Below are 15,653 nucleotides of genomic sequence, written 5' to 3' on the forward strand. Positions count from 1 at the left end.
TTCCTGCAATGACCACCAAAACGGTGGTCATTTTTTTGCGCATTTGTCACAGATTGTGAGGTTCATCACAACCACCACCAAAGCCAACAAGAAATAAATCCATATAAATCAATGCATTAAAAAACAAAACAGACGGCATTATTCCTGCACTAGTTAGAAAAACACCGTATTCAAGGAGAGACACCATGGCTAAAGTCGGCATTTTCTTCGGTAGCGACACAGGTAAAACCCGCAAGGTAGCAAAACTGATCCAAGACGCATTTGCCAGTGATGAAGTGGCAGCACCCGTGAATATTAACAAGGCTGGCATCGATGATCTGTTGGCCTATGATTACCTGATTCTCGGCACCCCAACACTGGGGGATGGTGCCTTACCGGGTCTGGATGCTGACTGTCAGGCTGAAAGCTGGGCTGAATTTGTGCCAGAGTTGGAAGCGGCTGACCTGAGCGGCAAAAAAGTCGCCTTGTTTGGTCTGGGCGATCAAGCCAGCTACGGTGATGCCTTTGTGGATGCACTCGGTGAGTTATATGACATCGTTTCTGAAGCCGGCGCGTCTGTGGTGGGTTTCTGGCCTAATGAAGGTTATGAATTTAACAGCTCGAATGCGCTCGATGGTGATGACTTTGTCGGTCTGGTCATCGATCAAGACAACCAATCCAGCATGACCGCAGAACGGGTCAAAACCTGGGTTGCTGCACTGAAATCTGAATTCGCGCTCTGATACTACTGTTCCATCCCGCTAACAAAGGGGCTCGTCAAGTTTGAGCCGCAGAATCCTGCATCTGCGGCTCCTTTTTCAGTTTCAGTATAAAACACCTTCCTATTGGCCTGTATTTTAGCAATGGCAGATTAATGCACTCACCCTCGTCGTCTGCTTGTTCACTTATTTCTAGATGGTCTGATTTGTTATTCCAATAAAGTCTTTGTGCGAACCCATCTGGCTACCGCATTATCCCGCATGTACTGCCTTGATCGATTTTGTGCTGAACAGCACACTTTTCCTGCAAATTGTCATTTTCAACGCACATGGAATCGCATGTTTTAGATTTTAAAAAATGTGTATTTACAATGCATTACAAGCTAAATAAATGTTTTTATTATTGTTAATTCTCATCTGGGTAATTATTTACGCACAGACATCATAACTAGAATACTTATTGCACTGCATATCGACCTCGCTTTGAGGCTGTTTTGTACAGCATAACTATTCCTGTTTGGTACGAGGACTCATGCATGTTAATTGGAATACCGAGAGAAAGCCTTGCCGGTGAGACACGGGTTGCCGCAACCCCGAACACCGTTGAGCAACTAAAAAAACTCGGCTTCGACGTGGTTGTCGAGTCTGGCGCTGGCGCTCTGGCCAGCTTTGATGATGCCGTTTATCTGGCCGCGGGCGCCACAATGGCAAAAGCGGCCGACATTTGGCAATCCGATATCATTTACAAGGTCAATGCGCCGTCTGATGCCGAAATCGCTTTGATCAAAGAAGGGGCGACCCTGGTCAGCTTCCTGTGGCCGGCGCAAAATCCTGAGCTAGTGGCCAAACTGTCCACCAAAAAAATCAATGTGCTGGCCATGGATATGGTGCCACGTATTTCCCGTGCTCAGTCACTGGATGCGCTCTCCTCCATGGCCAACATCGGTGGTTACCGCGCTGTCGTGGAAGCGGCTCACGCCTTTGGTCGCTTCTTCACCGGTCAAATCACAGCCGCGGGTAAAGTGCCGCCGGCGAAAGTACTGGTTATCGGTGCCGGGGTGGCTGGTCTCGCCGCGATTGGTGCCGCCGGTTCGCTGGGCGCGATTGTGCGTGCGTTTGATACCCGTCTGGAAGTGGCTGAACAAATCGAGTCCATGGGTGGCGAGTTCCTGAAACTCGACTTCGGTGGCGAAGACGGTTCTTCTTCTGACGGTTACGCCAAAGTCATGTCCGATGAATTCATCAAAGCGGAAATGGCGTTATTTGCCGAGCAGGCCAAAGACGTGGATATCATCATTACCACGGCCCTCATTCCGGGCAAACCCGCACCGAAACTCATCACCAAAGAGATGGTCGATTCGATGAAAGCCGGCTCGGTGATTGTAGACTTGGCTGCTGCGACCGGTGGTAACTGCGAATATACCGTACCGGGCGAACTGTCCGTGACCGCCTCCGGGGTGAAAGTGATTGGTTACACCGACCTGCCGGGTCGTCTGCCAACCCAATCTTCGCAACTGTATGCGACTAACCTGGTGAACCTGTCGAAACTGTTGTGCAAAGAGAAAGACGGCAATATCAACCTCGACTTTGACGATGTCGTCCTGCGCAACATGACTGTGGTGCATCAAGGTGAAGTGACCTTCCCGCCACCGGCGATCAGTGTCTCTGCGGCGCCGAAACAGGAAGCCGCGAAACCGGCGGCGAAGAAAGCCGAAGAGAAGAAACCGTCCAAGCTGAAATACTGGCTGGGTGCGCTGGGTTTGGTGCTGTTTGGTATGGCGGGTCATGCGGCGCCGCCGGAGTTCCTGTCACACTTTACCGTGTTTGTGCTGGCCTGTGTGGTCGGTTACTACGTGGTGTGGAATGTGACGCACTCACTGCATACGCCACTGATGTCCGTAACCAATGCGATTTCCGGCATCATCGTGGTAGGGGCGCTGTTGCAGATTGGCAGTGATTCCGGTCTGGTCAAAGGGCTGGCGTTCTTTGCCGTACTGATTGCCACTATCAACATCGTCGGTGGTTTCACCGTCACCCAGCGTATGCTGAAGATGTTCCGTAAAGGTTAAGGGGAGCTCTGACATGTCTCAAGGTTTAGTTACTGCATCCTACATTGTGGCGGCAGTTCTGTTTATTGCCAGTCTCGCCGGGTTGTCAAAACAGGAGACCGCCAAATACGGTAACCTGTTTGGTATGACTGGGATGGCGATTGCGCTGATTGCAACCATCGCCAGCCCAAGCGTACATGGTGTGATTTTTATTCTGGTAGCGATGGTTATCGGGGGAACGATTGGTGCTCGTCTGGCACTGAAGGTCGAGATGACCCAGATGCCAGAGCTGGTTGCTATTCTGCACAGCTTCGTGGGCTTGGCGGCGGTTCTGGTGGGCTATAACAGCTTCATCGAACTGTTGCCTGCCAATGCGGCACAACAACTGGTGCTGCCACTGAACGGTTCACCGGCAGAAATCATGGCCGCCGCTCAGGCTGCCATCAATCAGCTGGCACAGCAAACCACTAATGGCCCGAGCCATCTGAGCGGCGCCATGCTGAACATCCACCTGACTGAAATCTTCTTAGGGGTGTTCATCGGTGCGGTGACCTTCACGGGTTCTATCGTGGCGTTCGGTAAACTGCGTGGCATCATCAGCTCCAAACCGCTGAACATTCCGCACAAGCACAAGCTGAATCTGCTGGCGGCCATGGTTTCTTTCGCGCTGATGCTGTTCTTCATCCATGTGAATGGTTCTACCTTCGCCATCCTTCTGATGACGCTGATTGCGCTGGCGTTTGGCTGGCATCTGGTGGCCTCTATCGGTGGTGCAGATATGCCGGTGGTAGTTTCCATGCTGAACTCCTACTCTGGCTGGGCAGCCGCTGCGGCGGGCTTCATGCTCTCTAACGACCTGCTGATTGTGACCGGTGCACTGGTCGGCTCTTCAGGTGCCATCCTGTCTTACATCATGTGTAAGGCGATGAACCGTTCGTTCATCTCCGTTATCGCCGGTGGTTTCGGTACCGACGGCTCTTCTTCCTCTTCATCTTCTGAAGAAGTGGGCGAATACCGTGAAATGTCACCGGAAGATGTGGCGGATCTGCTGAAGAACTCCAGCTCCGTGATCATCACCCCGGGCTATGGCATGGCGGTGGCCCAAGCGCAATATCCGGTGGCAGAAATCACGCAGAAACTGCGCGAGAAGGGGATCGAAGTTCGCTTCGGTATTCACCCAGTGGCAGGTCGTCTGCCAGGCCACATGAACGTGCTGTTGGCGGAAGCGAAAGTGCCTTACGACATCGTGCTGGAAATGGACGAAATCAACGAAGACTTCCCACAAACCGACACCGTGCTGGTTATTGGTGCGAATGACACCGTGAACCCGGCGGCGATGGAAGATCCGGGCAGCCCGATTGCCGGCATGCCGGTGCTGGAAGTCTGGAAAGCGCAGAATGTGGTGGTGTTCAAACGTTCAATGAATACCGGTTACGCTGGTGTGCAGAACCCGCTGTTCTTCAAAGAAAACTCACACATGTGCTTCGGCGATGCGAAAGCCACGGTGGAAGCGATCCTGAAGGCGCTGTAATTTCTGCGTTGCCTAAAAATGACAAAGGGAGGCTTCGGTCTCCCTTGTTACTATGTATGCGATATTCCGAATATCAACTGCGGCTCCTTTTTCTGCACAAAGTAACGACCCTCTCGTTTTGCGCTCCCCCACAGTTAAGTGCATAATCGAATCCCATTTTGTTTATGGTTTTCTTCCTGATGTCTCATCTGAAGCAACATATTGGCCTATGGCAAGGCACGGGTTTGCTGGTATCTACTCTATTGGGTTCCGGCGTATTTATTGTTCCGGCAATGACAGCGAGTCTGGCCGGGCGGTGGTCACTGCTGGCCTGGGCGCTGATGGGAATATTGATCCTGCCCATCGTGTTTACCTTTGCGTCACTGGGCAAGCGCTATCCTGATGCTGGTGGCACTGCATTTTATGTCGAACAAGCTTTTGGGGAACGAGCCGCCGATGCGATCAGCTGGCTTTTTCTCTCAGTGATCCTGATCGGGCCGCCAGTGGTGATCATTACCGCGACCGGTTACCTCTGCCAGACATTTGGCTTGCCGCAAAGCCAGCAAGGATTCTGGCAACTGATGCTGCTGGGCAGCATGCTCTTGCTGAATTTGCTTAACCGAAAAACCGCCACCTGGATCCAGAGTTTTATCAGTTTCGGTATCTGCACGACCCTGCTGCTGGTGATCGGCCTTTATCTGTATGCTCATCCGGTTTCACTGCCGCCGACCCCGTTTTCTCTACCGACACTGGCACAGGCAACCGCATTGATTTTCTGGTGTTTTGTCGGTGTCGAGGCCATTGCGCATCTGAGCGGCGAGTTTCACCATCCGGAACGGGATTTTCCCCGCGTCGTGATGCTGGGTGTGGTGATCGCCCTGATCCTCTATCTTTGCCTGAGCACCGTTCTGCTCTCTTCCGGCTTTTATGGCAATGAGGCGCAAAACCTGACATCGGTGATACAACTGATGAGCTCCCTGACCGGCCACGCGGGTCATCTGCTGGTTGGCTTGTTTGGCCTGATGACCTGTTATATTGGTGTGAATACCTACATTACCAGCTTCTCCCGTCTGTTTTACAGCATGGCGGAACGAGGACAGATCCACGGTTGGGCGGGAAAACTCAACCGTTTCGGAGCGCCGGCTATGGGTCTGTACTTTACCTGCGGGCTGATCGCGATCACCCTCGTCATGCGTCTGTGCGTCCATTTACCGCTGGATGGTCTGATCGGTTATTCCAACGGGGTGTTTGTGCTGATCTATCTGGCCGCATCATTATCCGGCCTAAAATTGCTCACCGGACGTGGACGCTGGCTGGCCATCATTGCCACCGGCGTTTGTCTTCTGGTTGCAGCATCGCTGGCCTTGCACACCCTATATGCACTGGCGGTATTGGCAGCCTGTATGCTGCATAAAAGGCAAGTTCACAACTTATGACGATCAGTACCACTCTCTGGTTCGTTTACCGCGGCATGATGTATTGCGGTCTGTCCGGGCTATTGTTGACCCTGATCCCGCATATGCGGCTGCACAAACGGGCGCTTCAGCTTTATTGGCTTCTGAATCTGCTGATTATGGGAAGCTGGTATGCCTCTCAATTTTCAACCACCAACTGGCTGGTGGTTTCAACGTTGCCGCGCTGGATCATTGCTCTGTGGCTGAACGCCAACATGGCTTATGCCGCCTTAGGCGTCGGTTTTCTGGTGCTCAGCATGCTGTTGCGTTTGCTACGGCGCAGGTCTCATCATCTGTTCTGGCGGCAGCCTAATCCGTTGTTGATCTCGACCGCCTGCATGCTGTCCGCATTCGGGGTTTATGAGGCCATGTCGCCTCCGTTGCTGCGTCAATATGATGTTTATCTCGATCAACTGCCACCCGCGCTGAATGGCATGAAGATCGCGCAGATCACCGACAGCCATATCGGCGATTTTGTCAGTAGTGACGATCTGAAAACCGCCGTTAAGCGGCTCAATGCTGAAAAACCGGATCTGCTGGTGATGACCGGAGATTTACTGGATGACGAGCGACAGTTACCGAGCGCCTTCTCCGCGCTGGCACAAAGCAATGCCCCTTTGGGGGTGATCGCGATTCTGGGCAATCATGAAAAATATCATGGCCTCGATGTGATCTTGAAAAAATACCAAAGCGCCGAGTTACAACAGCACATCCGTCTGCTGGTCGATGAAAGCTTGCCGCTACGTTATCACGAGACTGAATTTCAGATAGTGGGGGTTGATTACCCGCTACCGGCGAACAGCCGGCGCAAAATGGCAGAAACCGCCGAGCTGGATTACATGCAACGTTCCGCTGCCAAGGCGTTCCGTGCCGTAAATCAGCAGGAATGGATCCTCTGTCTGACACATCATCCGGATTTTTTTGATCTGGCTGCCGCGAATCACGCCAGTCTCAGTCTGGCCGGACACACACACGGCGGGCAAGTGCTGCCGCTTGGTTATACCGTGGGTAAACTCTGGTTCCACTACCTGAAAGGCTGGTATCAACGTGCTCCTAGCCAGTTATATGTCTCTACCGGCATGGGTCATGTCTGGCCCTATCGACTGGGTGTTCCAACCGAGATCACGACCTTTACGCTGCACCCCAGAATAGACACAAAGTGATTGCGGCAACTTCAGGTACGAAAGGTATAGGAGGCCTAGGCCTCCTGTTGCATTAACCAATTCAGCCACTGTTTCTGAAGCTTTTTCTTCGCATGATCCAGTTGCGCGGCAATGATTTTCGGTATCGCTTCGTCTAATGGCATGGGTGCTGCCGCATGAATTTTTTCACACCACAACAGATGAAATCCCATCGGGCTACGCAGGATCTTGCTAAACCCCCGTTCCGGTAACTGAAACAACGCAGCATCCAGTTCCGGATAAAGCTGGCCCTGCTTGACCAGACCAATCTTGCCTTCATTGACTGCCGTCGGACATTCCGAATACCGCATCGCCAGCTCGGCAAATTTTCCCGGCGTCTGGATCAGTTGCCCACGCAGTGTCTGCAAACGTGCATATGCGGTCTCTTCATAATTGTCGGGATTCTCTTCATCAATCGTAATCAGAATGTGTCGTGCCATCCGACGTTCGGGCTGCAAAAACTGGCGCGGATGGTCCAGATACCAGGCTTTCGCGGCCTCTTCCGTCAGCGGTTTGATATTCTCGACCACCTTATCCATCACCTGAGACACCAGCAATTCACGGCGTAATGCCTCTTTCAGGCTGGGTAAATCCAGCTTCACCGTCGCCATTGAGGCTTTCCAGGCCTCTTCATCCGGATAGGCTTTCTTTACCTCGTCCAAAGCAACGTTCAGATCAGCCGCCGTCACCGTCATCTCGGCCTGTGCGGCATACTCCAGGATCCGTTCTTCCATGGCTAGCTGATGCGTCAGCATGGTTTCTAACCGTGTTGCTTCTTCCGCCGACAAGTCAGCCGGCACTTTACCGAAGTGCTGCGTTGCCAGTTTTAATTTAGGATAGGCTTGCCAGTTCAGCATATCGCCTCCTCCGTTCGTTCCGCCTCCGGCGGCCAGCAGATGGCGGAAGCCGGAACCAGCAACATCCGGTCACGGAACAACACTTCATAGAGGATGGGGTCTAAATCACGACGCACCGACATCACCTGACCTTCCGTTCCGGCTTCGGCAATGATTTCGCCCTTGATAGCTAAATGATTTGCCGCCCGGATCCAGTCACCGAATTCAAATTCGCTCTCGACCCAGGGTTCATCTGCAGAAATCAGCTCCTGACTGCGACAGCCGACGATCAGATCTTCGTCAATAAAATGCACCTGATAGATCAATTGATCTTGCAAAAACACACCCACATCCCGCACATAGCCGGTACTGCCCTTGCGCACGATCAGGTCACCGCGTTGTTTGCCGGGGAATGTGCCATCATCCCGAATATTACGGACGACACGCACCACTTCACCATATTCATATTCAGGTTTCACAGGCATACCTCCTGTAACTGCGTCAGGGCAACAAAACTCGGTGTTAACCGACTGTACACGCCCAAGGTGGAATGCTCTTTGACATCCTGATGATGAAATGCCTGATAGCTATCGGCCAGCAAGGTTTTCGCCAGCAGGAAACGATCCTGTTCATTCAGGCAACGATCCGCCTTGGCTGTTTTAATCTTCTGATTGAAATGATGCATGATGTGCAGCCGTTTACTGCGAACCTGGGCCGCTTCATAGGGAATACCGAAATAATCCAGAAAGGCTTCGGCAGTCTCTAACTCGTCAACACCATCCAGTGAGGTAAACCAATCCATATTGACTCCTTGGCCTGCATTACAAGGCAACACGTTGAGGGGATTTAAACAAACGCTGATAGACCCAGCGTAATTCTGATTCGGTAGGGTTACGTTTGGAACGCTCTGCGAAATAACGGATTTGCTCCAAAACCAGATCGATTTGTTCATTGGCCAATTGATAGCCCAGTGTGGCAAACACCGAACGCACCGCGTTGCGCCCGGAGTGTTTTCCCAGCACCAGTGTATGTTCACGACCTAAACTGGCGGGATCCACGCCCTGATAGTTGTTTTTATCTTTGAGCAGACCGTCGACATGCACACCCGATTCATGGGTAAACACATATTCGCCGACCAGCGATTTTTGTTTCGCAATGCCCCGTCCCGAAGCCTTGGCGACATAATCACACAAGGTTGGCAGACGACGGCTCTGGATCGGCAACTCCAGACCAAAGCATTGCTTCAATGCCATCACCACCTCTTCCAACGGGGCATTACCAGCGCGTTCGCCCAAGCCAATCACGGTGGTATTTGCATGCGTGGCACCGGCCCGATACGCCGCCAGCGTATTGGCAGTGGCGAGACCGAGATCATCATGGGCATGAATTTCTAGTTGCAGGGGCCAGTATTGACGCAGTGCCCGGATACGATCATGGGTCGTAAAGGGATCGAGGATGCCGACGGTATCGGCATAACGCAGACGTTCGGCACCGGTACGCAGCGCCAGATCAGCCACGACCCGCAGATCGGCCAGTGAGGCCCGGGAAGCGTCTTCACAGCCGATACAGACATTCAGCCCCAGCGATCTGGCCAGCGAAACATGATCGGCCAGTTCCTGCAGCACCTGATCCCGACTCCGCGCCAGCTTGTGTTCCATCATTTGTTCAGAAATGGGAATGGAAATATCCACCCAATTCATCCCCAATGCGGCCGCCTGTCGGATATCCGTGGCATGCATCCGGCACCAGACCATGAGTGTGGCATCCGGTAATGCCTGACGTAATGCACCGATACGCCGGCATTCATCCAACCCCATGGCCGGAATACCCACTTCCAGCTCAGGGACACCGATCTCCCACAGTTGACGGGCAATCGCGATTTTCTCTTCCTGAGTAAACGCCACCCCCGCAGACTGTTCGCCATCACGCAACGTCGTATCATTGATAATCAGCGATGGTTTCTGAAATGTGGTTCTTCGGGCCATAATGCACCTCCTGCATAACAGGATTCAGCAATTCCCATTCCCGAAATAATGCGTTGATTTTTAAAGAATATTTAAATGAATGGCGCGTCAATATTGAAACATACTGACGTGTTTGTTGCAGATACGACAAAAAAGGGATGTCACCTGACATCCCTGCATAACTACTCGGATCTATTACTGATTAATAACTACGCTATCACCTGAGCTATCGCCTAAGGTACGGCATTTGTAACGATAACCTATCCAGTTCAGCACCAGCCAGACCGGCACCAGCTCTACTGCAATGGTTTCACCGCTGATATACAGCAACACCAGCAGCAAGCCCATAAAAGCCAGACACAGGTAGTTGGTCATCGGGCTCCAGAAGGCCTTGAAGACAGGTGTCACACCTTCACGGACTTTCGCGGCGCGGAATTTCAGATGCGCCAGACTGATCATGCCCCAGTTGATGACCAGCGCAGCCACCACCAGTGACATCAGCAGCGGGAAGGCCTTACCAGGCAGCAAATAGTTGATCACCACACACAGGAACGTCACCAGTGCCGACAGCATGATCGCCGGAACCGGCACCCCACGTTTGTCTACTTTACCCAAAATACGGGGAGCATTGCCTTGTTGCGCCAGACCATGCAGCATGCGGCTATTGCAATAGACACCACTGTTATACACCGACAACGCCGCCGTTAAGACCACGACGTTCAGAATGTTGGCGGTTGAACTTTCACCCAACGCGGAGAAAATCATCACGAATGGGCTGCCACCTTCGGCCAGTTGGCTCCAGGGGAACAGCGACAGCAGAATAGCCAGCGCGCCAATATAAAAAATCAGAATACGGTAGATCACCTGATTAACGGCCTGTGGAATGCTCTTGCGTGGATTATCCGCTTCCGCCGCCGTGATCCCCACCAGCTCCAGACCACCAAACGAGAACATGATGATCGCCAGCGACATGATCACACCATGCCAGCCATTCGGCATGAAACCGCCCAGCGCCCACAGGTTGCTGATCTTCGCCTGTTCGCCACCCTGACCGCTCAGCAGCAGCCAGCCACCAAACAGGATCATACCGACAATCGCAACCACCTTGATGAGCGCAAACCAGAATTCCATCTCACCAAACATTTTCACGTTGGTCAGGTTAATGGCATTGATCACAACAAAGAAAACCAGCGCAGAAACCCACGTTGGTACATGCGGCAGCCAATATTGGACATAAATGCCGACCGCTGAAAGTTCCGCCATTCCCACCAGCACATACAGTACCCAGTAGTTCCAGCCTGAGAGAAAACCCGCAAAATCGCCCCAATATTTATAAGCAAAATGACTGAATGAACCGGATACCGGCTCTTCGGCAACCATTTCACCTAACTGGCGCATGATGAGAAAAGCAATCAAGCCACCTAAGGCATATCCCAGCAATACAGCCGGACCTGCAATTTTGATGGTTTGCGCGATGCCTAGAAAAAGCCCTGTGCCAATCGCACCACCTAACGCGATCAACTGAATATGGCGGTTTTTCAAGCCACGTTTCAGTTCACCCTCAGTTTGAACTTCCATGAAAACCTCTGTCACGAATAAATACTGGCCAGAAGGCCAGCGAATTGAATAATGTTCCTGTCATTACAAAAACCGGCGATAGAATAACCTGAACCACCACACCAAGACAGTATGTAGTGTGCATTCATTACTCAAAATTAGAGTTAACATGGAGTTTTTATGCAGAAAAATGGAATGTTAAGCTAAGTCATCTACAAGTGAGGTAATTTGAGTTCCTCCGCCGGCACCGGTTTACCAAACAGATAACCCTGATAGCTGTAACAACCATGTCCGGCCAGACAATCACGCTGCTCCTGCGTTTCGACCCCTTCCGCGATCACCGATAAGCCCATGCTTTCTGCCAAGGCCACTATGGTGCGGGCAATCGCATTGTCATTGGGATCGGTTAACAGATCGCGGACGAACGATTGATCAATCTTGAGTTGATCCAGCGGCAAACGTTTTAAATATGAGAGTGACGAATAGCCTGTGCCGAAATCGTCCAGCGAAAAACCCACCCCGGCCCGTTTCAATTCCGTCATTTTTGCAATGATGCCTTCCACGTCCTGCAGCAGCATGCTTTCTGTCAGTTCCAGTTTCAGCAAACAAGGGTTGGCACCCGTTTCAGCCAAGACCTGAAGGACGTTTGTAACAAAATCACTCTGGTAACATTGCCTGGCACTGACGTTTACCGCGATGGTCAGATGCTGATAACCGGGTTTGTCAGCCCAGACCGCCAGTTGCTGACACGCGGTTTTTAAGGCCCAATGCCCCAGCGCCAGAATCGTTCCGCTGTCTTCCGCTACCGGAATGAATTCGGCTGGTGAAATCAAACCCCGTTTCGGATGTATCCAGCGTAACAGTGCTTCGGTGCCGATCGCTTTCCCGGAATGATCGACCTGCCATTGATAATAGAGACGGAATTGATTTTCCCGCAAACCAATCAACAAATCGGAAGCCAGCGTCGCCCGGTGTGATATTCGCTTCTGCATCTCCTGGTCAAAGAAGCAGAGCATGTTTCGACCCGATGCTTTTGCCTGATACATCGCAATATCAGCACGCTTCAGTAATTCATCACTGTTTTCCTGATGACCATTGAATAACGTAATACCAATACTGGCGGTGGTGCTGTGTTCTATGCCATCAATAAAATAGGGCTGGCTGAGAACGCGAAGAAATTTCTCCCCCACCTGACGACTCGTCGTAACGGCAGAACTGGCACAATGCCCCAATTCCTCCAGCAGCACGACAAATTCATCTCCGCCTTGGCGAGCAATCAGATCCGTGTTCCGAATGCAGCCTGACAAACGTTGGGCCACCAGCGTGAGTAAGCTGTCACCCTTTTCATGACCCAAGGTATCATTCAGCGTCTTGAAATTATCGAGATCGATAAAAAAGAGAGCACCATAATGTTCGTGAGTGGCGCTTGTTGTTAATGCCTGAATTAACCGATCTCCGAAATGACGACGATTCGGTAACCCGGTCAGCGAATCGTAAAAAGCCAGATGCTGAATTTCCGCCTCGTGCTGCTTACGCTCGGTAATGTCTTCCACCATGGTGGTCACATACTCGATCTCGCCCTCTGCGTTACGGGTGCAGCGCACAATCACCCGCACCGGGATACTCTTGCCGTTCTTATCGATATAGCGCTTTTCCAGCGTATAGCCCTCTGTTTCGCCGGATTGCATTTTTTGGTAGGCCAGCAAATTATCAGCCAGATCATCAGGATGTGTGAGTTCAACCCAGGTGAGTTGCAGTAGCTCACTTTCAGAGTATCCCAGTAAATCAGACAAATAGCGGTTTACCCGATACCATTGTTTACCACTCAGGCTGAACGCAAACCCGACAAAACCCAGTTCATAAACGGAATTTAACTGCGATTCGATTTTCAATCGGGCCAGGTCAGCCTGTTTTCTTTCTGTGACGTCACGCGCCAGAAATACAACAGCCCGACGCCCTGACACCAATTGCGACAACGGTTGGGTTCGCCCCTCAAACCAGCGCAGCCCTTGTGTGGTCTCACGTTCATATTCCATCGACTGAGATTGGTTGGTGCGCAGTGTTTCTTGGACGATGTGATAAAAGCGATCTGCCATTTCCTGTGGCCAGATATCGTGGATCCGGTTACCGATAAAATGAGCTGTGTTCATTCTGGCGAGATTTTGATCTGATGACAGGATGCTGATATAGCGGCCATCTTCATCAAAGACGAACAGCACATCAGGCATCGCTTCCAGCAACGAATTCAAAACTGTGTCACTTTGCGTCAGCAAATCTAGCCCCAGGCTCACTTCATACGGCATACAGGCGAACTCTCTCATTCTGGTGGGGATGGTCGCGATGACCGAGGATGTAAGAACCCGTATTCGGGTGGTGGTTCATCATCAGTTCTACTTGCACCGTATTTCATTTAGTTGATTAAAACTTATTTAAGGCTTGTACACAATCCACCGGGTGTCAATTGCTAAAAATCTAATATAAACAAGGCATAATGCCCTATGTGCTTCATATTATTGCATTTGATGCTGATCACAATAAAACCGGTTTCAGTTTATGTTACCGGAAACATTTGTTACTCTGCTCTAAGTCACTTAGGGAGAGATCATCATGCAGGCAATATCAGCGCAACGCGATCAGTTAGGTGAATGCCCCCGCTGGCATGCAGAGACACAAACCTTGTGGTGGGTCGATATTGTGAAACATCAGATCCACCATCACCACCCGGCCAGTGGCAAGCACGGTATGATTCAGTTGCAGGAAGAGATCGGCTGCTTTATCTGGCGCGAAAAAGGTGGGTTACTGGTCGCACTGCAATCCGGATTCCATTTTATTGATGATTTAAACAACCCAGTATTAACACCGATCGTCGATCCGGAAGCCGATAAGCCTTGGCAGCGTTTTAACGATGGTCGCTGCGATCCCAAAGGCCGTTTTATTGCCGGCACCATGAATGCCCGCAAGGATGAATCATTCGGCACGTTTTATCAGTTAAATCCTGACCTGAGTGTCCGCCCGTTAATCGGGAAAAGCTGGACCTGCAACGGCATGGCATTCAGCCCAGACGGCAAAACACTCTACTGGTCTGACACTCCCATTCAGAACCGCAATATCTACCGCTGCGATTACGATCCGGAAACGGGAGAAGTCAGCAATCAACAACTGTTTTTCCATGTACCAGAAGGCATGGGTCGCCCGGATGGTGCAACCGTCGATAGTGAAGGCAACTACTGGTCGGCGCAATATGCCGGCAGCCGTGTACTGTGTATTAGCCCACAAGGTGAATTGCTGCGTGAGATCATGCTGCCCGTGACCAATCCGACCATGCCCTGCTTTGGCGGTGCCGATCTGAAAACGTTATACGTCACCAGTGCCAGCCAGGGGATGTCGGCAGAACATCTGGCGGAACATCCGCTGGAAGGGGCTGTACTGGCCATTCCAATGGACGTGGCCGGTCTGCCGGAAGTGGCTTTTGCCGGATAAGCGCATTACTGTGTTCAGACAAAAACAGGGGCATCAGCGCCCCTGCATCATCATGGCAATATGTTGTTGCAGCAATATATCGAAATCGAGCCGAAAGCAGGCCAGTTCGGGAACCGCTAATGCTTCATTCATCATCGGCGACATATGACAAATATGCCAGCATCCCACCAATGTCACTAACAATTGCATCAGCCACAGCACTGCCGCATCCGGTGTATAACCATGTTCACTCACCAGCGTGACCACACAGGGTTCAAGTAACTGCAGCACGGTTAATTTGAACGATCTCGCCTCTGCCACGGTGAGTGGACGTTCCAGCACGGTCGTCAAAATAGCGCTGAGCCGACAAAATAACGGGCGTGAAGACAATAAGGCTGACAAACCGGCCGCATCCTGTTTCTGCAAGCACACTTGCAGCTCCGGCACAATATCTGTCAGCTGGCGTTTATATATCTCAAGAAAAATCAATTCCTTGCATCTAAAATAACGATAGAGTGCCGTTTTGGTGATACCAACGTCGGCAGCGATCACATTCAGATTGCACGCCTCATACACATTTTTAGCAAACATGCTTTCGGCTGCCGATAAGATACTGTTCAGCCGCTGATTTTTTTCTTCGTGACTGCGGGCACGTTGATAATTTCGCATAGGTAATGATCTAAAACTAAACATACTCAGCATAGTATCAATAATGACTAGCCAATCTCTTCCGAACACATCAAAAACTACACTAATTTACCTCGCTTGATATTGCATTTAACTATTGCTGTATACGGAATAGATCGTTTCTGAAACACCATCCCAGAAGTTCACTAGATTGAAATATACCCGTAAAGAATACTTCATTTGGAGCTATTGACACAATAAGATACCAAGGGTAACTTATATTTGTTTGAGCACCTAATGACACCGAGCACGGGATAAT

General features: G+C 51.2%; 13 protein-coding genes. 6 read left to right on the forward strand and 7 right to left on the reverse strand.

The window, feature by feature from the left end:
* Positions 1-185 precede the first annotated feature (185 nt).
* The 5 genes from H027_RS0103825 (at position 186) to H027_RS17425 (ending at position 6,873) form a co-directional block, all read left to right on the forward strand.
* Positions 186-722, forward strand: a complete 537-nt coding sequence (locus H027_RS0103825) for a flavodoxin (protein ID WP_024871208.1) — start codon at positions 186-188, stop codon at positions 720-722.
* Between the two features lie 512 nt (positions 723-1,234).
* The gene (locus H027_RS0103830) at positions 1,235-2,767 is read left to right on the forward strand and encodes a Re/Si-specific NAD(P)(+) transhydrogenase subunit alpha (RefSeq protein ID WP_024871209.1); all 1,533 of its coding nucleotides are present in this window, start codon (positions 1,235-1,237) and stop codon (positions 2,765-2,767) included.
* 13 nt (positions 2,768-2,780) lie between these two features.
* Positions 2,781-4,277: a Re/Si-specific NAD(P)(+) transhydrogenase subunit beta gene (pntB, locus tag H027_RS0103835; protein ID WP_024871210.1), complete on the forward strand. Its 1,497-nt coding sequence runs from the start codon at positions 2,781-2,783 to the stop codon at positions 4,275-4,277.
* A gap of 179 nt (positions 4,278-4,456) precedes the next feature.
* Positions 4,457-5,692 (forward strand): L-methionine/branched-chain amino acid transporter, encoded by a 1,236-nt coding sequence (gene yjeH, locus H027_RS0103840; RefSeq protein ID WP_024871211.1) that lies wholly within the window; start codon positions 4,457-4,459, stop codon positions 5,690-5,692.
* Positions 5,689-6,873 carry a metallophosphoesterase gene (locus H027_RS17425; protein WP_024871212.1) on the forward strand — a complete coding sequence of 395 codons (1,185 nt, stop codon included), beginning with the start codon at positions 5,689-5,691 and terminating at the stop codon, positions 6,871-6,873. Before yjeH ends, H027_RS17425 begins: the two co-directional genes overlap by 4 nt.
* A 35-nt stretch (positions 6,874-6,908) precedes the next feature.
* On the opposite strand, the gene nifM is transcribed toward H027_RS17425, so the two are convergent.
* From nifM to H027_RS0103875, 6 genes are all read right to left on the reverse strand, one after another.
* A complete protein-coding gene (nifM, locus tag H027_RS0103850; protein WP_024871213.1) occupies positions 6,909-7,748 on the reverse strand; it encodes a nitrogen fixation protein NifM in 840 nt (279 codons plus the stop codon).
* On the reverse strand, positions 7,742-8,206 hold the full coding sequence (locus H027_RS0103855; protein WP_024871214.1) for a nitrogen fixation protein NifZ: 465 nt from the start codon (positions 8,204-8,206) through the stop codon (positions 7,742-7,744). Before H027_RS0103855 ends, nifM begins: the two co-directional genes overlap by 7 nt.
* Entirely contained in the window at positions 8,203-8,529 is a 327-nt protein-coding gene (gene nifW, locus H027_RS17430; RefSeq protein WP_024871215.1) for a nitrogenase-stabilizing/protective protein NifW, read from the reverse strand. The genes H027_RS0103855 and nifW overlap by 4 nt, the downstream gene beginning before the upstream one ends.
* Before the next feature lie 19 nt (positions 8,530-8,548).
* On the reverse strand, positions 8,549-9,712 hold the full coding sequence (nifV, locus tag H027_RS0103865; protein ID WP_024871216.1) for a homocitrate synthase: 1,164 nt from the start codon (positions 9,710-9,712) through the stop codon (positions 8,549-8,551).
* A gap of 174 nt (positions 9,713-9,886) precedes the next feature.
* Positions 9,887-11,269 carry an amino acid permease gene (locus H027_RS0103870; RefSeq protein ID WP_024871217.1) on the reverse strand — a complete coding sequence of 461 codons (1,383 nt, stop codon included), beginning with the start codon at positions 11,267-11,269 and terminating at the stop codon, positions 9,887-9,889.
* A gap of 191 nt (positions 11,270-11,460) precedes the next feature.
* Entirely contained in the window at positions 11,461-13,551 is a 2,091-nt protein-coding gene (locus H027_RS0103875) for a putative bifunctional diguanylate cyclase/phosphodiesterase (RefSeq protein WP_024871218.1), read from the reverse strand.
* A 304-nt stretch (positions 13,552-13,855) separates the two neighbouring features.
* On the opposite strand from H027_RS0103875, the gene H027_RS0103880 reads away from it, so the two are divergent.
* Complete coding sequence (locus H027_RS0103880; RefSeq protein ID WP_038149155.1) at positions 13,856-14,728, forward strand: SMP-30/gluconolactonase/LRE family protein; 873 nt, start codon at positions 13,856-13,858, stop codon at positions 14,726-14,728.
* A 33-nt stretch (positions 14,729-14,761) separates the two neighbouring features.
* On the opposite strand, the gene H027_RS0103885 is transcribed toward H027_RS0103880, so the two are convergent.
* Positions 14,762-15,376 carry a TetR/AcrR family transcriptional regulator gene (locus H027_RS0103885; RefSeq protein ID WP_024871220.1) on the reverse strand — a complete coding sequence of 205 codons (615 nt, stop codon included), beginning with the start codon at positions 15,374-15,376 and terminating at the stop codon, positions 14,762-14,764.
* Positions 15,377-15,653: the final 277 nt, after the last annotated feature.

This window comes from Tolumonas lignilytica (assembly GCF_000527035.1).
Lineage (GTDB): Bacteria > Pseudomonadota > Gammaproteobacteria > Enterobacterales > Aeromonadaceae > Tolumonas > Tolumonas lignilytica.